General features: G+C 74.6%; 17 protein-coding genes. 11 read left to right on the top strand and 6 right to left on the bottom strand.

Going from position 1 to position 17754, the window contains the following annotated elements:
* Positions 1-72: 72 nt before the first annotated feature.
* Complete coding sequence (locus tag RM812_RS13630) at positions 73-642, top strand: helix-turn-helix domain-containing protein (RefSeq protein WP_311572767.1); 570 nt, start codon at positions 73-75, stop codon at positions 640-642.
* A 7-nt stretch (positions 643-649) separates the two neighbouring features.
* Complete coding sequence (locus RM812_RS13625; RefSeq protein ID WP_311572766.1) at positions 650-1369, top strand: helical backbone metal receptor; 720 nt, start codon at positions 650-652, stop codon at positions 1367-1369.
* Here the strand turns inward: RM812_RS13625 and RM812_RS13620 are convergent.
* Positions 1296-2453, bottom strand: a complete 1158-nt coding sequence (locus RM812_RS13620; protein WP_311572765.1) for a TDT family transporter — start codon at positions 2451-2453, stop codon at positions 1296-1298. The two genes, RM812_RS13625 and RM812_RS13620, sit on opposite strands and share 74 nt — an antisense overlap.
* Positions 2454-2523: 70 nt before the next feature.
* On the opposite strand from RM812_RS13620, the gene RM812_RS13615 reads away from it, so the two are divergent.
* Entirely contained in the window at positions 2524-3492 is a 969-nt protein-coding gene (locus RM812_RS13615) for a LysR family transcriptional regulator (protein WP_311572764.1), read from the top strand.
* Between the two features lie 587 nt (positions 3493-4079).
* Here RM812_RS13615 and RM812_RS13610 read toward each other — a convergent pair.
* Positions 4080-4802: a gamma-glutamyl-gamma-aminobutyrate hydrolase family protein gene (locus tag RM812_RS13610; RefSeq protein WP_311572763.1), complete on the bottom strand. Its 723-nt coding sequence runs from the start codon at positions 4800-4802 to the stop codon at positions 4080-4082.
* A 73-nt stretch (positions 4803-4875) separates the two neighbouring features.
* A complete protein-coding gene (locus RM812_RS13605; protein WP_311572762.1) occupies positions 4876-5610 on the bottom strand; it encodes a FadR/GntR family transcriptional regulator in 735 nt (244 codons plus the stop codon).
* Between the two features lie 73 nt (positions 5611-5683).
* On the opposite strand from RM812_RS13605, the gene RM812_RS13600 reads away from it, so the two are divergent.
* The 4 genes from RM812_RS13600 (at position 5684) to RM812_RS13585 (ending at position 10364) form a co-directional block, all read left to right on the top strand.
* Positions 5684-7048, top strand: a complete 1365-nt coding sequence (locus RM812_RS13600) for a glutamine synthetase family protein (protein ID WP_311572761.1) — start codon at positions 5684-5686, stop codon at positions 7046-7048.
* A 79-nt stretch (positions 7049-7127) separates the two neighbouring features.
* Positions 7128-8507, top strand: a complete 1380-nt coding sequence (locus tag RM812_RS13595; RefSeq protein ID WP_311572927.1) for an aldehyde dehydrogenase family protein — start codon at positions 7128-7130, stop codon at positions 8505-8507.
* Positions 8504-9295: a 3-oxoacyl-ACP reductase gene (locus RM812_RS13590; protein WP_311572760.1), complete on the top strand. Its 792-nt coding sequence runs from the start codon at positions 8504-8506 to the stop codon at positions 9293-9295. Before RM812_RS13595 ends, RM812_RS13590 begins: the two co-directional genes overlap by 4 nt.
* A 37-nt stretch (positions 9296-9332) precedes the next feature.
* Positions 9333-10364, top strand: coding sequence for a DUF2510 domain-containing protein (locus RM812_RS13585; RefSeq protein WP_311572926.1), 1032 nt, complete (start codon positions 9333-9335; stop codon positions 10362-10364).
* 10 nt (positions 10365-10374) lie between these two features.
* On the opposite strand, the gene RM812_RS13580 is transcribed toward RM812_RS13585, so the two are convergent.
* Positions 10375-11577 carry an amino acid deaminase/aldolase gene (locus RM812_RS13580; protein WP_311572759.1) on the bottom strand — a complete coding sequence of 401 codons (1203 nt, stop codon included), beginning with the start codon at positions 11575-11577 and terminating at the stop codon, positions 10375-10377.
* A gap of 288 nt (positions 11578-11865) precedes the next feature.
* On the opposite strand from RM812_RS13580, the gene RM812_RS13575 reads away from it, so the two are divergent.
* Positions 11866-13209: a hypothetical protein gene (locus RM812_RS13575; RefSeq protein ID WP_311572758.1), complete on the top strand. Its 1344-nt coding sequence runs from the start codon at positions 11866-11868 to the stop codon at positions 13207-13209.
* A complete protein-coding gene (mycP, locus tag RM812_RS13570) occupies positions 13206-14387 on the top strand; it encodes a type VII secretion-associated serine protease mycosin (protein ID WP_311572757.1) in 1182 nt (393 codons plus the stop codon). Before RM812_RS13575 ends, mycP begins: the two co-directional genes overlap by 4 nt.
* Here the strand turns inward: mycP and RM812_RS13565 are convergent.
* Positions 14372-15460, bottom strand: a complete 1089-nt coding sequence (locus RM812_RS13565; protein WP_311572756.1) for a serine hydrolase — start codon at positions 15458-15460, stop codon at positions 14372-14374. The genes mycP and RM812_RS13565 overlap by 16 nt on opposite strands.
* A 117-nt stretch (positions 15461-15577) precedes the next feature.
* Between RM812_RS13565 and RM812_RS13560 the strand changes: the two genes are divergently transcribed.
* Entirely contained in the window at positions 15578-16321 is a 744-nt protein-coding gene (locus RM812_RS13560; RefSeq protein ID WP_311572755.1) for an SseB family protein, read from the top strand.
* On the opposite strand, the gene RM812_RS13555 is transcribed toward RM812_RS13560, so the two are convergent.
* Entirely contained in the window at positions 16312-16668 is a 357-nt protein-coding gene (locus RM812_RS13555) for a DUF1844 domain-containing protein (protein ID WP_311572754.1), read from the bottom strand. The genes RM812_RS13560 and RM812_RS13555 overlap by 10 nt on opposite strands.
* A gap of 399 nt (positions 16669-17067) precedes the next feature.
* On the opposite strand from RM812_RS13555, the gene infC reads away from it, so the two are divergent.
* Positions 17068-17721, top strand: a complete 654-nt coding sequence (infC, locus tag RM812_RS13550) for a translation initiation factor IF-3 (protein ID WP_217145413.1) — start codon at positions 17068-17070, stop codon at positions 17719-17721.
* The last annotated feature ends 33 nt before the right edge of the window (positions 17722-17754 follow it).

Raw genomic sequence — 17754 nt, 5'->3', positions numbered from 1 at the left:
CCAACAGGAGGACGGCGCCCGAAGACGGGCACCGCGACGGTACGGCGACGGGTGAAGGAGGGAGCCGGAGCGATGGGCGACCACAAAGATCAGCACCTCCGGGTGGGCGCGGCCGTACGGCGGCGGCGCCGGGCCCTCGAGCTCACCCTCGCCGTCGTGTCCGAGCGCAGCGGGCTCTCGGTGCCCTTCCTGAGCCAGATCGAGAACGACCGGGCGCGGCCCAGCCAGAGTTCCCTGGAGAAGGTCGCCGACGCCCTGCGCACCACCGCCGTGGAGCTGCTCGCCGCCGCCGACCCCGCGTGCAGCGTGGACGTGGTCCGCGCCGAGGAGCCCGACCCGGAGCTGGCCCCCAAGGTGCGCTCCCTGGTGCGCGGACACCATCAGATGCACGCCACGGAGTTCACCGGCGACCACGACGCGGGCCGTGAACTGCAGTACCGCAACGACCAGTTGATGTTCGTCACCGAGGGGGCCGTGGAGATCGAGGCCGAGGGCCGCGCCTACCGGCTGGGGCGCGGCGACACGCTGTATCTCACCGGCGGGGTGCGGCACCGCTGGCGGGCCACGGTGCCCGACACCCGGCTCGTGGTGGTGGCCGTCGCCGAGCACATCGAGGCGGTCCGGGACCGGCCGCGCCAGTGAGAGCGCCGTGAGAGTCGTCTCGCTGGTCCCGTCGCTGACCGAGGCCGTGGCCCGTACGGTCCCCGGCGCCCTGGTCGGCGCCACCGACTGGTGCACGCACCCGGCCGGCCTCGACGTCGTACGCGTCGGGGGCACGAAGAACCCCGCGATCGAGCGGATCGTCTCCCTCGCACCCGACCTGGTGGTGGCCAACGAGGAGGAGAACCGCGCCCCCGACCTGGAGGCCTTGCGCGCGGCGGGCGTCGAGGTGCTGGTGACCGAGGTGCGCACCGTGCCGCAGGCCTTCACCGAGCTGGACCGGGTGCTGACGGCCTGCGGCGCGCCGTCCCGGCCCCGGTGGCTGGACGCGGCGGAGGCGGCCTGGTCGGCCCTGCCGTCCCCGGAGCGGCGCCGTACGGCCGTCGTGCCGGTCTGGCGCAGACCCTGGACGGTGCTGGGGCGGGACACCTTCGCGGGTGACGTACTGGGCCGCCTCGGCGTCGACCACCTGTACGCCGGTGACGCCGGGCGTTACCCGAAGGTCCCGGTCGAGGAGTTGCGGGCGGTGCGCCCGGACGTCGTGGTCCTGCCGGACGAGCCGTACCGCTTCACCGCCGACGACGGCCCTGAGGCCTTCCCCGGCCTGCCCTGCGCCCTCGTCGACGGGCGGTACCTCACGTGGTACGGGCCGTCGCTGGGCGAGGCGCCCCGGGTGCTGGGCGCGGCTCTGCGAGCAGCGCGCCGCTGACCAGGCCGCGCGCGGTGTGCACGGCGGCGACGGCCCAGGCGGCGACGAGAACCGCGTACAGCAGGACCGTGAGCCCGTCGTAGACGGCGAGCCCGGTGTGCCGGGCCAGCGCCTCGGCGCCGGTGACACAGGTGCCCACCGGGAAGGTGAACGACCACCACGTCATCGAGAAGCCCATGCCCTCCCGCCGGGCCCGCACGACGTGCGCGACGGCGAGGCACAGCCACACCAGCGCGAAGCCCGTCACGGGCACGCCGTACAGCACGGCGAGCACCCCGAAGCCCTCGGCGTACGGGGCCGGTACGACCCCTGGGGCCACGTCCGCGAACTTCCCCACGGCGGTCGTCGACTGCCCGAGCGGGCCCAGCACCAGGAACAGCGACGGGGTGAGCGCCGACGGCAGGGGACCGCCGGTGAGCAGCCGGCCGAAGATCAACGGCAGTGTCACCAGGGTCGCGAGCAGACTCACCCCGAACATCGCGACACAGGCCAGCAGCAGCGTCTCGCGGGCCTGCCCCGGCGGAAGGTGCGGGACCAGCAGCGGCCCGACGGCCGCGGAGACCATCGGCGCCACCAGCGGCAGCAGCCACACCGGACTGGCCTGCCCCGGCTCGATCCGGTGCCGTGCGGTCATCAGATACGGCACGGCGACGGCCGCCGCGAGGCCGACGGCGGTGCCGGCGGTGAAGAGCACGGTGTCCAGGGCGACCGCGGCCCGGGTCCCTGTCCAGTCCCGGCCCACGGTCACCGCGCCACCGCCGACGGCCAGCAGCGCCATCGCCAGGCAGCCGTAGAACGGGGCCGCCGCCGGGTCGAGCAGATGGGCGCGGGCCTGGTCGCGGTGGTGCCGCCAGTGCAGGGACCGGGCCACCAGCAGGACGGCGAGCAGGACGAGGGACAGCGCCCAGACCGTGGCGCAGACGGCGCGCAGCCCGGGCACGCGCCAGGGCAGCGCGGCGCCCGCGGTACCGACGATGGCGGTTCCCATGACGCAGGCGTACCAGTTGGGCCCGAGATGACGGACGGCAGGGACGCGCCGGGGTGGGGCGGCGGCAGGGGAGAGGGGCTGGGCTGCGGTGACCATGCGTCCACGGTCTCCGCGGGCGGGGCCCCTGACCAGGGACCATGTCCCTATGAGGGCATAAGCTGAAGTTATGAGCAGCAGTGCGGACAGTGCGCAGGGCGTACACGGCGTACAGGGCGTACAGGGCGCGCCGGGGCGGCAGGTGGTGGGGTCGCTGGCGCACCGGGTACCGGATCTGGGGGCCCTGGAGCTGCTGCTGGCGGTCGCCCGCCTGGGCAGCCTCGGCGGGGCGGCACGCGAGCTCGGCATCACGCAGCCGGCCGCCAGCAGCCGCGTCCGCTCCATGGAACGCCAGCTGGGGGTCGCCCTGGTGGACCGCTCGCCGCGAGGCTCCCGGCTCACCGACGCCGGCGCGCTGGTCACGGACTGGGCCCGCCGGATCGTGGAGGCCGCCGAGGCGTTCGACGCGGGCGCGCAGGCGCTGCGGGACCGGCGGGACTCGCGGCTGCGGGTGGCGGCGAGCATGACGATCGCCGAGTACCTGCTGCCGGGCTGGCTGGTCGCGCTGCGGGGGCAGTTGCCGGACACCGCGGTGTCGCTGCTCGCCGGGAACTCGGCGGCGGTGGCGGAGCGCCTGCTGTCGGGCGAGGCCGACCTGGGGTTCGTGGAGGGGGTGAGCGTGCCGTCGGGCCTCGACTCGGCCGTCATCGCCCATGACCGGCTGATCGTCGTGGCCGCGCCCGGCCATCCCTGGGCCCGTCGCCGGCGCCCGGTCGCGGCGGCCGAACTGGCGGCCACCCCGCTGATCCTGCGGGAGAAGGGCTCCGGCACCCGGCAGGTCCTCGACGCGGCGCTGGGCGGTCTGGCCCGCCCCCTGATCGAACTGTCGTCGACCACCGCGGTGAAGGCGGCGGCGGTGAGCGGCGCCGGTCCTTCCGTCCTCAGCGAACTCGCCGTCGGCGAGGAACTGGCGACCCGGCGCCTGGTGAGCGTGCCGGTGGCCGACGTCGCCCTCGCCCGCGACCTGCGGGCGGTGTGGCCGACGGGCCACCGCCCGACCGGCCCGGCCCGCAGGCTGCTGTCGCTGACGCGGGCCTGACCGCGCCCCGCCGGCGCCCTCGCGCTCGGTTCGCCCGCGCTGGGGGGTTCCATGCCGCCGCCCGCCGCGGCAGCGGGGAAGGCCACCGTCGCCCGCGCCTCGCAGTCGCACACACCGGGCTCCGCCCGCGAGCCACGTCACTTCTTACCAGGCCGGCCTGGTCCGGTCCGGCTCGGCTCGATCCGGTTCGGTCCTGGCCTGGCTCGGCTGGGCCCGACGGTTGCCGTCGCCGGCGTCTCCGGAGGCCCGTCGGGGCGGGTGCGTCCGCGCTGTGCCCGGCCTGGCTCGGTCCGGTCCGCCCCGCCTGGCTCGGCTCGACCCGGCCTGGCTCGTCCCGGGTCGGCCGAATCCGGCGGTTGCTGTCGCCGGCCGGGGGCCTGATGCCTCCGGAGGCCCCGCCGGGGCCGGTGCGTTTCGCGCCGTGCTCGGTGGCGCGGGGTTGGTGACGGTGGCCCGTCGTGGGCCTCCCCGCCCGAGAGGTGGGCGTGTGCGGGGCGGCTCGTGCGGGCGGTGGGCGGTCGTCGGCGTCGGGCCTGGCCCGGGGGCCGTCCCGTCGGGCCGGGGCCGTGGAGCCGGTGCCGGGTCGCTCACCCGTGGGCCGGGACCGCCGCCCGGCCCCGGCCCGACCTCGCCGCGTCCACCAACGCCCGCATCACCCGCACGTCCTCGCCCATCTCCGGGTGCCACTGCACGCCGAGGACCCAGCCGGGGCCGGACGGCAGTTCCAGGGCCTCCACGGTCCCGTCCGCCGCGTGGGCCGAGGCCACCAGACCCGTGCCGAGCCGGTCCACCGCCTGGTGGTGGTACGTCGGCACGAACGTTTCCTCCGGCACGACACCGGCGTACAGCGTCCCCGGCACCGGCTTGACCGGGTGGCCGCCGAACACGCCGACCACCTCGGCGTGGCCCTCGATGTGCTGGACGAGGGTGCCGCCCAGGGCGACGTTCAGCAACTGCATGCCCCGGCAGACGCCGAGCAGCGGGAGGCCCGCGGCCAGGGCCGCCTCGATGAGCGCCAGTTCCCAGGTGTCCCTGGCCCGGGCCGGCGGGCCGGTGCGCGGTCCGGGCTCGGCGCCGTAGCGGACCGGCTCCACGTCCGGGCCGCCCGCGATCACCAGCCCGTCCAGGCGGGCGACGGTCTCCGCGGCGTGCTCGGGCCCGTCGGGCGGGAGCATCGCGGTCAGCCCGCCGGCCCGCTGCACGAGCCGCGGGTACCCGGCCGGCAGCAACGCTGCCTCCAGCTCCCACACGCCCCAGCGCGCCCCGGTCTCCAGGTACGTGCTGACGCCGATCAGTGGCCTGCCCGCCATTCGACCTCCCAGGGATCGCCGGTAATGGCCCCTCCCCATACCTTTGCCGCACCGCGCCGGGGCGGCAACACCCTCACGCCAGGAACCCGCGCAGCAGCGCCGCCGTCCCCGCGCAGTGCTCCCGCATGATCTCCCGCGCCCCGTCCGCGTCCCCGTCGAGCACGGCCTCCACCAGCGCGGTGTGCTGCCGCTGGGAGTGCTCCAGGTTGCGCACCAGCAGCGGGATGCAGTCCAGCAGGCCGTTCACGGTCGCCCGTACGCCCGCGTACTGCGCGGTCAGCGTCGGTGAGCCGCACAGGTCGGCGAGTGCGATGTGCAGCATCGTGTCCAGCCGCCGGTACTCCGCCAGCGGCGCGTCGTGCGTGCCGTCCAGCGCCGTGCGCAGCCGCGCCGCCTGCCCGTCCGCCAGCCCGTGCGCCGCGCACAGCCCGGCCGCGCCCACCTCCAGCACCTCCCGGAAGCGCAGTACGTCCTCGAGGTCGACCCCGACGACCCGGCGCCGCAGCTCGTCCTCGCCGCCGGCGTCCGGGCGGGGCAGCACGAAGGTGCCGCCGTACCGGCCGCGCCGGGCCTCCACCAGCCCCTGGTCCTGCAGCACCCGCAGCACCTCGCGCAGCGTCACCCGGCTGATCCGCAGCCGCTCCGCCAGCTCCCTTTCCGCGGGCAGCCGCTCACCCGCGGGCACCAGGCCCAGCCGGACGACCTGGAGGATCTGCTCCAGCGCCTCCTCGAAGCCGTTGCCGGCCCGCACCGGTCGCAGTACCGGCGTGAGCCGGTCCGGCACGCTCCCCCCGGTCGCCTCCGACATACGGCCGCGTCCCCTTCCCAAGCAATGGTTCTCACCAATACCTTATGGTCCCCGGCCAGAAGGAGCCCTCCTCGTGGCAGACCGCACGCCTCCGCTCGGTGTCGAGGAACTGCACGCGGCCGTCGCGGCCGGTGAGATCGACACCGTCGTCCTGGCTTTCCCCGACATGCAGGGCCGCCTCCAGGGCAAGCGGTTCGCCGCGCGCTTCTTCCTCGACGAGGTCCTCCGGCACGGAACCGAGGGCTGCAACTACCTCCTCGCCGTCGACGCCGACATGAACACCGTCGACGGATACGCGATGTCCTCCTGGGACCGCGGCTACGGCGACTTCGCCCTGCACCCCGACCCGGCCACCCTGCGCCGCCTGCCGTGGAACGAGGGCACCGCGATGGTCGTCGCCGACCTCGCCTGGGAGGACGGCTCCCCGGTGCCCGCCGCGCCCCGGCAGATCCTGCGCCGCCAGCTCGAACGCCTCGCCGGGCAGGGGTACACGGCGCAGGCCGGCACGGAACTGGAGTTCATCGTCTTCCGGGACACCTACGAACAGGCCTGGGACGCGAACTACCGAGGCCTGACCCCCGCCAACCAGTACAACGTCGACTACTCGATCCTCGGCACCGGCCGCGTCGAGCCCCTGCTGCGCCGCATCCGCAACGAGATGGCCGGCGCCGGCCTCACCGTCGAGTCCGCCAAGGGCGAGTGCAACCCCGGCCAGCACGAGATCACCTTCCGCTACGACGAAGCCCTGGTCACCTGCGACCAGCACGCCGTCTACAAGACCGGCGCCAAGGAGATCGCCGCCCAGGAGGGCGTCTCGCTCACCTTCATGGCCAAGTACAACGAGCGCGAGGGCAACTCCTGCCACATCCACCTCTCCCTGGCGGACGCCGACGGCAACAGCGTCATGGCCGGCGACCAGGAGGGCGGCATGTCCGAGGTCATGCGGCACTTCCTCGCCGGACAGCTCGCGGCGCTGCGCGAGTTCTCGCTGCTCTACGCCCCCCACATCAACTCCTACAAGCGGTTCCAGCCGGGCTCCTTCGCCCCCACCGCCGTCGCCTGGGGGCACGACAACCGCACCTGCGCCCTGCGCGTCGTCGGCCACGGACGCTCCCTGCGCTTCGAGAACCGGCTACCCGGCGGCGACGTCAACCCGTACCTGGCGGTCGCGGGCATGGTGGCGGCCGGCCTGCACGGCGTCGAGCAGCGCCTGGAACTGCCCGAGCCCTGCCCCGGCAACGCGTACACCGCCGGCTTCGCGCACGTCCCCACCACCCTGCGCGAGGCCGCCGAACTCTGGGAGAACAGCGCCCTCGCCAAGGCCGCCTTCGGGGACGAGGTCGTCGCCCACTACCGCACCATGGCGCGCGTCGAACTGGACGCCTTCGACGCCGCGGTCACGGACTGGGAGCTGCGCCGCTCCTTCGAACGCATGTGAGGCCCCGTTGTCGCTTCCCGAAGAACCGCCCCGGCCCGAAGAACCGCCCCACCCCGGAGAACCGTCGCCGCCCGATGAGCTGCGCGTACTGAACCCCGCCACCGAAGAGGTCCTCGCCACGGTCCCCGCCGCCTCCGCCGCCGACGTCGACGCCGCCGTCGTACGGGCCGCACGGGCGCAGGAGAGGTGGGCCGCGCTCGCCCCCGGCGACCGTGCCCGGCTGCTGCGCCGGTTCGCCTCCGTGGTCGACGGGCACCTGGAGGAGCTGGCCCTGCTGGAGGTCCGGGAGGCCGGACACACCGTCGGCAACGCCCGCTGGGAGGCCGGCAACGTCCGCGACCTGCTCGACTACGCCGCCGGGGGAGTGGAGCGCCTCACCGGCCGGCAGATCCCGGTCGCCGGCGGCCTCGACGTGACCCTCCTCGAACCCCTCGGCGTCGTCGGCGTCGTCGCACCCTGGAACTTCCCGATGCCGATCGCGGCCTGGGGTACGGCACCGGCGCTCGCGGCGGGCAACGCGGTCCTCCTCAAGCCCGCCGAGACCACCCCGCTGACCGCGCTGCGGCTGGCCCGACTCGCGCTGGAGGCAGGTCTGCCCGAGGACCTGTTCCAGGTGCTGCCGGGACACGGCCCGGTCGCGGGCGACGCGCTCGTCGGGCACCCGGGCGTCGCGAAGATCGTCTTCACCGGGTCGACCGGTGTGGGCCGGCGGGTGGCGGCCAAGGGCGCGGCGCTCCTCAAGCCCGTCACTCTGGAACTCGGCGGCAAGAGCCCCAACATCGTCTTCGCCGACGCCGACCTGGAGGCCGCCGCGGCCGCCACCCCGATGTCCTTCCTCGACAACTCCGGCCAGGACTGCTGCGCCCGCACCCGCATCCTCGTGCAGCGCACGGTGTACGACCGCTTCCTCGGCCTCCTCGCCCCCGCGATCGAGTCCGTCCTCGTCGGGGACCCGGCCGACGAGCGCACCGACATGGGCCCACTGATCTCCCGGGCCCAGCTGGACCGCGTCCGGTCCTACGTTCCCGAGGACGCCGACGGCATCCGCGGCAAGGCCCCCGAGGGCGGCCCGGGCTTCTGGTTCCCGCCCACCGTCCTCACCGGCGTCGACCCGCACGCGCGCGTGGCCGTCGAGGAGGTCTTCGGCCCCGTCGCCGTCGTCCTGCCCTTCGAGGACGAGGCCGACGCGGTCCGCCTGGCCAACGCCACCGACTACGGCCTGTCCGGCTCGCTCTGGACCCGGGACGTCGGCCGCGCCCTGCGTGTCTCCCGGGCGGTGCGGGCCGGGAACCTGTCCGTCAACTCCCACTCCAGCGTCCGCTACTGGACGCCGTTCGGCGGGTTCAAGCAGTCCGGCCTCGGCCGCGAACTCGGCCCGGACGCGCTGACCGCCTTCACCGAGACCAAGAACGTCTTCATCAGCAACGTCCCGTCGAGCACGGAGGACCCCGCACAGTGAGCGAAGCGACCGAGGACATCATCTGCCGCCGCCTGGTCGGCCGTACCGCCGTCGTGACCGGGGCCGGCAGCGGCATCGGCCTCGCCGCCGCCCGCCGGCTCGCCTCCGAGGGCGCGCACGTCGTCTGCGGCGACGTCGACGAGACCCGGGGCAAGGCGGCGGCCGAGGAGGCCGGCGGGACCTTCGTCAAGGTCGACGTCACCGACCCCGAGCAGGTGGAGGCGCTGTTCAGGACGGCGTACGACACCTACGGCAGCGTCGACGTCGCGTTCAACAACGCCGGCATCTCGCCGCCCGACGACGACTCCATCCTCGAGACCGGCCTGGAGGCGTGGAAGCGCGTCCAGGAGGTCAACCTGACCTCCGTCTACCTGTGCTGCAAGGCCGCCATCCCGTACATGCGCCGTCAGGGCAAGGGCTCGATCATCAACACGGCGTCCTTCGTGGCCAGGATGGGCGCCGCCACCAGCCAGATCTCGTACACCGCATCCAAGGGCGGCGTCCTTGCCATGTCACGTGAGCTGGGCGTGCAGTTCGCCCGGGAGGGCATCCGCGTCAACGCCCTGTGCCCAGGACCGGTCAACACCCCGCTCCTCCAGGAGTTGTTCGCCAAGGACCCGGAGCGGGCCGCGCGCCGCCTCGTCCACATCCCGGTCGGGCGGTTCGCCGAGGCCGCGGAGATCGCCGCCGCCGTCGCGTTCCTGGCCAGCGACGACTCCTCGTTCGTCAACGCCACCGACTTCCTGGTGGACGGCGGGATCTCGGGGGCGTACGTCACACCGCTGTAGATCACGGCGGGCGGCGTCCTACAGTGCCGCAATGAGCATGACGCCTCCCCCCGGCTGGTACCGCGACCCGTCGGGCCCGCACCAGGAACGCTGGTGGGACGGAACGGCCTGGACCGGGCACCGGCGCGCACCCGAGACCGCCGGGTACGGGGCGCCCCTGCCCCCGCATCCGATGCCGCAGTCGGTGCAACAGCCGGTGCAGCAGGCGGTGCCTCACGTGTCGCCCGGTCAGCCGTCGACCGTGCCGCTGTTCACGGGCGCGGGCCCCGGCCGGCGGCAGCCGGGCGCCGGGGCCGGGCGCGGAAAGGCCGTCGCGCTCGTCACCGCCGCGGCCGTCCTGGTCGCGGCGATCGTCACCGGCGTGTTCGTCCTCGGCGAGGACGACGGCGACGGCCCCGAGGCGCGGACTCCGCCGGCCACGGCGACCGCCACCGACCCCGCGCCGACGAGCGGGACGCCGAGTGCGTCGCCGACCCCCACCGAGTCCTCCGCCGACGGTCCGGCCGTGGTCGAGGACCAGCTCAACGGCATCACCTTCCCGCTGCCGGACGGCTGGATCCCGCCGAAGTACGTCACCGAGGACGACGTCATGATGATCACGGACGGCACCTACGACTGCCCCGCCGACGGCCGTGTGTGCCGGCACGGCCTCGTCATCTCCCGCACCGTCACCGCGAACGCCGAGTCCTCCCCGAAGACCCTCGCCGAGCAGGACATCGAGGACGCGGCCGACGACGCCTACGACCGCGACCTCGTCGGCAACAAACCCTTCGGGGGCATCCGGTCCCACGAGGAGGTGGGGTCCGGGCCGGTCGCGGTCGCCGGACGCGCCGGGTACTACGTGCGCTGGCGGGTGAGGACGGCCGAGGGCCCCGGCGGCTACGTCCAGTCGCTGGTGTTCCCCTCCACCGTCGGCACCGAGTCCCCGATCCTCGTCCGCTACGTCTTCGACGCGGGCGAGGACGGACCGCCGCTCGCCGAGATGGACCGGATCACCAAGGGCATCCGGCCCGTCGGCGACGCGGACACGGGCGGCGGCGTGGGCAGCGGCATCGGCCCGACGCACTGACCCGGCCGGCCTACAGGAAGGTGCGCCCCTCGCCCCGGTACGTCGGCACCGCCGCCGTCACGGCGTCCCCCTCCACCAGGTGCAGCGTGTCGAACCGCTCGCACAGCTCACCGGCCTTCGCGTGCCGGAACCACACCTTGTCGCCGATGAGGAGGTCGTCGGCGGGCGAGCCGAGCAGCGGCGTCTGCACCTCGCCGGCACCCTCCTGGGGGTCGTAGCGCAACCCCTCGGGCAGATACGGCACGGGCAGCCGGTCGCCCCCGGCCGCGCCGGAGGCCGGGTAGCCGCCGCCCAGCACGGTCACGACCCCGACCCCCGGCCGCCGTACGACGGGCTGTGCGAACAGCGCCGCCGGACGCCCGCTGAACGACGTGTAGTTGTCGAACAGCCGCGGCACGTACAGACCGGACCCGGCGGCGACCTCCGTCACCGCGTCCTCCGCGGCGGTGTGCTGCACACTGCCCGTGCCGCCGCCGTTGACGAACTCCAGGCCGGGCACCACGGCCCGGACCGCCCGCACCACCGCGGCACGCCGCTCGGCGAGCTCCCGGCGGGCGGCGGCCTGCATCAGCCGCACCGCCCGCGACCGCAACGGCCGGCCGGCCACCGCGTCCCCGACACCGGCGACATGACCCTCGTACGCCATGATGCCGACGACCTCGAACCCCGGCCGACGGACCACCGACCGGGCCAGGTCGGCGACTTGTGCGGGGGAGTGCAGCGGGGAGCGGCGGGCCCCGACCCGCACCCGTCCGCCGAGCAGCCTCAGCGAGGTGTCCAACTCCAGGCAGACCCGCACCACTTCACGACCGCCCTCGCGCGCCGCGTCGACGAGGTCCAGCTGCGCCGGGTCGTCGACCATCACGGTCACCGCGGAGGCGAGCTCGGGGTCCGCGGTCAACTCCGCGTACCCGGCGCGGTCCGCCGACGGATAGGCGAGCAGTACGTCCTCGAAACCGGAGCGCGCCAGCCACAGCGACTCGGCCAGGGTGAAGGACATGACGCCCGCGAAACCGTCCCTCGACAGGGCCCGTTCCAGCAGCGCGCGGCAGCGTACGGACTTGCTGGCGACCCGGATCGGCTTGCCGCCGGCCCGGCGGACCAAGTCGTCCGCGTTGGCGTCGAAGGCCTCCAGGTCCACGATCGCCACGGGGGCGTCCAGATGGGCGGTGGCCCGGTCGTAACGGGCCCGGTCGGCGGCGCGCGCAGTCATGAACGCAGCCTGCCAGACGGGATTACCGCAGGGTAGGGGGACGTTCCGGGCCAATGCCACGGCCGCGCGGACTGGTTCCCCGCCGGGCGGGGGCACGCCGTAGAGTGACGCGCACGCACGGTGGTACGGCCCGGGCGGCAGGGCCCCGGGGTCCGCGCCGGGATGGCGGTCCGCCCGTGCGGGTATGCGTGCCCGGGACGGATCGGTCCGCGCCGGGCCGGGGCAGGAGACCACATCACCGGCCCGCGTCGGAGAAGAACGGCCCGGGCCCGAGGAAACGGGGGGTGCATGAGCACGGAAGCGCGCCGCGCCCCCGTCCCTCCGCGCCCCGACACCCCGCCCCGCCCCGAGGCTCCGCCCCACCCTGACGCCTCGTCCCGGCCCGGTGTCCTGTCGGGCGCCGACGCCTCGTCCCGGCCTGACGGTGCCGACCCCGCGGCCCCGCCACCCCTCCCCTCCGCCCGTTTCCCGGACGCCCCGCCGGCCGTGGGCCGCGGTGCCTCCGGCGAGAACGAGGCGCCGCAGGCGCACCACCCCACCGCGCCCCCGACACGGCGTGCGGGCATCCCCGAGCAGCCCCCACGAGGGAACTCCGCGCCGCGGCATCGCCCCGGCGCCCCCACGGAGACTCCGGAGGAGACGACCACGCGTCTTCGCCCGATCCCGGCGCAGCCCGCACCCGAACCGGCCCCCACGTCACCACCGCGAGCCGCACCGACCCCGATGGACGCCTCAGCCTCAGCCGCCGCCTCCGCTCCCGCCCCCGACCCCGCCCTGTCCTGGAGCGCCCCGCCGCCCTCCGCCGACCGGCGGCCCAGGGTGTCCTTCGGGCAGCCCGAGGGGTACGACGAGCCCGCCCGGCCACGACCGCTCGGTGGGAGCCGTCGGCCCCAGGCCGTCGCCGCCGCCGTCTGTCTCGTGCTCGGGCTGGGGCTCGTCACCGGCGCCGTCACCGGCAGCTGGCTCGCCGGGGACGCCGGGGACGGCGACGCGCGCAGCGCCTTCACCACGGCCGGGGACCTGTGGCACAGCGTGCCGGTCGACCAGCTGTTCCCGCCCGTCGTGCAGGGTCAGGGCGCCGGCCCCGGCGGTGCCGACCGCGCCTGGACGCGGGTCGCCGTCGCCCCGGACAGCGACTGCGTGGGCGCCTTCGACCCGCTGCTGGCCAAGGTCCTCGACCCGGTCGGTTGCCGACGCCTGCTGCGCGCCACCTACACCGATGCCACGCAGAGCCACGTCACCACCGTCGGCCTGCTCTTCGCCAAGGCCGACGCCGCCGCCATGACCTCGCTGGCGGGCCGGTTCGAGAAGGAGGACCTGGGCCGACGCGACGACCTCATGCCGCTGCCGTACGCCGCGAAGGACACCGTCGCCGCGGGCTTCGGCGCGCGACAGCGGGCCTCCTGGACCGTCTCCGTCCTCACCGACGCCCCCGTCGTCGTCTACGCCGTCTCCGGCTGGGCCGACGGCCGCACCGTCGACGAGCCGGAGCCCGCCGAGGAGGCCATGGAGTCCGGCGCCACGTCGGCCCCGGCCCAGGCCGGTCTCGGCCACGAGGCGCAGGGCCTCGCCGACCGCGTCGAACGTGCCCTGCGCAAGAATGTCGGCTCGGCCACGGAGCACCCGTCGTGAACGCCCCCCACGCCCGCCGGGCAGGCGGCGCCCTGAGCCTGCTCCTCGCCGCCTCCCTCGTCCTCGTCCCCGCACCCGCCGCGCACGCCGACGGTATCCGCGCCCAGCAGTGGGCCCTGGACGCGATGCACACCCAGGAGGCGTGGCGCACCACCAAGGGCGCGGGCGTCACCGTCGCCGTCCTGGACACCGGCGTCGAGGCCGACCATCCGGACCTGGCCGGCAACGTCCTGGCCGGCAAGGACCTGGTCGGCTTCGGCGCGAGCGAGGGCGACCGGGCCTGGGCCCGGCACGGCACCGCGATGGCCGGGCTCATCGCCGGTCACGGCCACGGGGCCGGCCACGCCGACGGCGTCATGGGCGTCGCTCCGGAGACGAAGATCCTGCCGGTGCGCGTCATCCTGGAGGACGGCGACCCCTCCCGCGCCAAGGCCCGCAAGACCCGCGGCAACGCCCTCGCCGAGGGCATCCGCTGGGCCGCCGACCACGGCGCCGACATCATCAACCTCTCCCTCGGCGACGACTCCGCCTCCGCCCACCCCGAACCCGCCGAGGACGAGGCCATCCAGTACGCCCTGAGGAAGGGCGTGGTCGTGGTCGCCTCGGCCGGCAACGGCGGCGCCAAGGGCGACCACATCTCCTACCCGGCCGCCTATCCGGGCGTGATCGCCGCCACCGCCGTCGACCGCTACGGCACCAGGGCCTCGTTCTCCACCCGCAGCTGGTACGCCACGGTCAGCGCGCCCGGCGTCGACGTGATCATCGCCGACCCGGACCACCGCTACTACGAGGGCTGGGGCACCAGCGCCGCCTCCGCCTTCGTCTCCGGCGCCGCCGCCCTGGTGAAGTCGGCGCACCCCGATCTCACTCCGGCCCAGATCAAGGGTCTCCTGGAGGACACGGCCCGCAACGCCCCCGCCGACGGCCGTGACGACTCGCGCGGCTTCGGCTTCGTGGACCCCGCGGCCGCCATCGAGGCCGCCGGACGTCTGAAGCCGGAGGGCCTGAAGGCGGCGGCGTACGGCGAGAGGTACTTCGGCTCCGGCCCGGACGTCCCCGCCCCCGACGACGGGACCTCGGCCTGGGCCGCCCCGCTGGCCGGCGGCGCGGGCGGCGTCCTGGTGGTCGCCGCCGTCGTCCTGTGGCGCGGCCGCCGCGAACGCTACGACGACTTCTGACCCCGGCCACCGCCGTCGCCCGCCGCGCCCCCGGCGGTGCCCCCTTCGGCGGCTGCGCCCCCGGCGGTGCCCCCTTCGGCGGCTGCGCCCCCGGCGGTGCCCCCTTCGGCGGCTGCGCCCCCGGCGGTGCCCCCTTCGCCCGCTGCGCTCCCGGCGGTGAACACGGACACCGCCGCCCGCGCCGCCGCCTCCGTCAGCGCGATCCCCTCCGCCCGGGTCGCGCTGCCCCGCGACACCACCGCCACCAGGTAGTCGTGGCCGCCCGACGTGACCTGCCCGATGCTGTTGACCACCCACAGCCCGGTGGTGCTGCGCTGCAACCAGCCGTTCTTCAGCGCCCACGCCGAGCCGCCGGCACCGTCGGCCGCCGCCGACACACCCCACCGCTGCCCGTCCGCGATCCGCCCCATCAACCCCCGCACGTACGCCCGTGAGGCCTCGTTCAGCCGCGAACCGTCCGCCACGAACACCTGCCGCAGCAGCGCGACCTGATCGGCGGCCGTGGTCTGCGTCAGCCCCCACAGCGCTCCGTCGCCACCAGCCGTCCGCGTGAGCCCGAAACGCTCGTTCGCGGCGTCAAGCCCGTCCGCCGCCCCGATCGCCCGCCACAGCGCCGACGCCGAGTCGTTGTCACTGTTCTCGATCATGGCCACGGCGTACGACGTCTCCGCGGCGGTCAGCGCACGCCCGGTGTCCTGAGCCCGGAGCAGCAGTGCCGCCAGGATGTCGACCTTGACGATGCTCGCCGTGTCGAAGACACCCGTGCCGTACGAGGCGCTCTCGCCGGAGTCCGCGTCGAGCACCGCCACCGACACCTCGGCCCCGTCCGCCACGGTCACCGACCCCATGGCCGCGGCCAGCAGCGCGCCACGGTCCACGACCGGCTCGACCGTCTCCACCGATGCCTCCCCGCCCGCGGGTGCCGAGACCGACGACGATACGGTCCAGCCCGCGCCCGGCCGCGCATGCCCCTGCCAGTACACCGCCCCGGTGGCCGTACCGCCCACGACGGCGAACGCGACCAGGGCGCACCACACCGGGGCGCATCGCCGCCGGACTTCCGAGTACTCCATGCCCGTGATGCTTCTGGCGGTGGCTGTGCGGTCCGTGGGACCCGGGTTAAATCCCGGTCAGGGATCCCTGAGAGGCCGGTGAGGACCGCCGTCCACCCCCCGATAGGGTCGGGGACCGTGGCGAACAAGAACATTCCCGACTCCGGCTACTCCGACGACGACGGCTCCGCCGACCCGCGGCTGAGCGCGGCGCTCGCCGCCTGGGCCGAGGACCGCACCGCCCTGGCACCCGTGCTGGCGGCGCTCAAGGGCGCCCGGCTGCTCGTCCCGGTCGTGGCCGTCCTCGGTGAGGTGGAGGAGGACCAGAACGGGCTGCGCCGCGAGAAGACCAGCGACATGGCCGTACCGACGCTGAAGGCCGGTGACCGCACCGCCCTGCCCGCCTTCACGTCCACCGACTCGCTCGCGCGCTGGGACCCGGGGGCCCGCCCGGTCGCCGTACCGGTCCACCAGGCGTTGCAGGCCGCCGCGCACGAGAAGGCGGACACGGTCGTACTGGACCTGGCCGGGCCGGTGCCGTTCGAGCTGACCGGAGCGGTGCTGCTGGCGCTGGCCGAGGGCCGTACGTCGACCGATCCGCTCGCCGACCCGGCCGTCGCCGAGGCCGTACGCGCCGCCCTGGCCACCGAGCCCGCCGTACTGCGGGCCCACCTCGGGCCGGGCCGGGCCGACGGCACCCTGGCGCTGGTCCTGGACCCCGGGGCCGACCCGTCGCGAGCCGCCCGCGCCGTCGCCGAGCGACTGGCCGCCGACGAAACACTGAGGGCCCGCCTGGTGCGCGGCCTCGACCTGGCACTACTGCCGGCCGGGGCGACGCCACCGGGCGAGCCCTTGTACGTCAGGGAACAGGGTCAGCCGTAGATCGGCCCCGTGTACTTCTCGCCCGGCCCCTGGCCCGGCTCGTCCGGGACCAGTGAGGCCTCGCGGAACGCCAGCTGGAGCGACTTCAGGCCGTCGCGCAGCGGCGCCGCGTGGAACGAGCTGATCTCGGTCGTGCTCGCGTCGAGCAGACCGGCCAGCGCGTGCACCAGCTTGCGGGCCTCGTCCAGGTCCTTGTGCGCGTCGCCCTCCTCGGTCAGGCCCAGCTTCACGGCGGCGGCGCTCATCAGGTTGACGGCGACCGTCACGATCACCTCGACCGCGGGAACCTCGGCGATGTCGCGGGTCATGGCGTCGAAGTCGGGTGTCTCAGGAGGGGTCTCACTCATGCCGCACACGATAGGGCCCCGCCCCGGACCTCCCGACAGCAGGAGGGCCGGGAGACGTCCGGATAGCGCGCCCGTTCCCGAGCTGCTAACCTTGTGTAACGACCGGTCGGACACTCACGCCCCACGGCGGTGAGCCCGGCCCACAAGTGGAGGCTTCGAACTCCCACCTGGCCGTCCTCAGGACGGCGGGTCACCGGTCAGGCGGTCCCGTCCCAGCGGCGGCGACCGACCCGAAATCGCGCCCCGCGGCTGTCGCGGCGGTGCTCCGGTAGCAGTTCGAGGAGCCCCGCCTGTGATCGTCCGGGGCATTTTTTGTGTGCCGGCGCGGTTAGGTCTAACGAACACAGACGTTACGCGGCTGTCCGCCAGACCGTCGCGTGGTGCTACCGAGGAGGATCCATCAGCGCCGAGCCCCGCATCAACGACCGGATTCGCGTTCCCGAGGTGCGACTTGTCGGTCCCAGCGGCGAGCAGGTCGGGATTGTCCCGCTTGCCAAGGCCCTGGAGCTTGCGCAGGAGTACGACCTCGACCTCGTCGAGGTCGCGGCGAACGCCCGTCCGCCCGTGTGCAAGCTCATGGACTACGGGAAGTTCAAGTACGAGTCGGCCATGAAGGCCCGTGAGGCGCGCAAGAACCAGGCGCACACGGTCATCAAGGAGATGAAGCTCCGGCCGAAGATCGACCCGCACGACTATGACACCAAGAAGGGTCACGTCGTCCGGTTCCTCAAGCAGGGCGACAAGGTCAAGATCACGATCATGTTCCGTGGTCGCGAGCAGTCCCGGCCGGAGCTCGGCTACCGACTGCTGCAGCGCCTCGCGGAGGACGTCCAGGACCTCGGCTTCGTGGAGTCGAACCCGAAGCAGGACGGCCGAAACATGATCATGGTCCTCGGTCCGCACAAGAAGAAGACCGAGGCGATGGCCGAGGCTCGCCAGGCGCAGGAAGCCCGCAAGGCGGAGGCGAAGGCCAACCCCGGCCGCTCGCAGAACGCCGCGGACGACGACGCCGTGAACGCCGAGGCTCCGGCCGAGGCTTCCGCCGAGGCGTGACTCCGGGGGACTCCGGTCCCCAGGACTTAACCG

Origin of the sequence: Streptomyces lancefieldiae, assembly GCF_031845825.1 — a bacterium.
In the GTDB taxonomy this organism is placed as follows: Bacteria; Actinomycetota; Actinomycetes; order Streptomycetales; family Streptomycetaceae; genus Streptomyces; species Streptomyces lancefieldiae.
The sequence above is the reverse complement of the archived record's forward strand: the minus strand, read 5'-3'. Positions and strand labels throughout refer to the sequence as shown.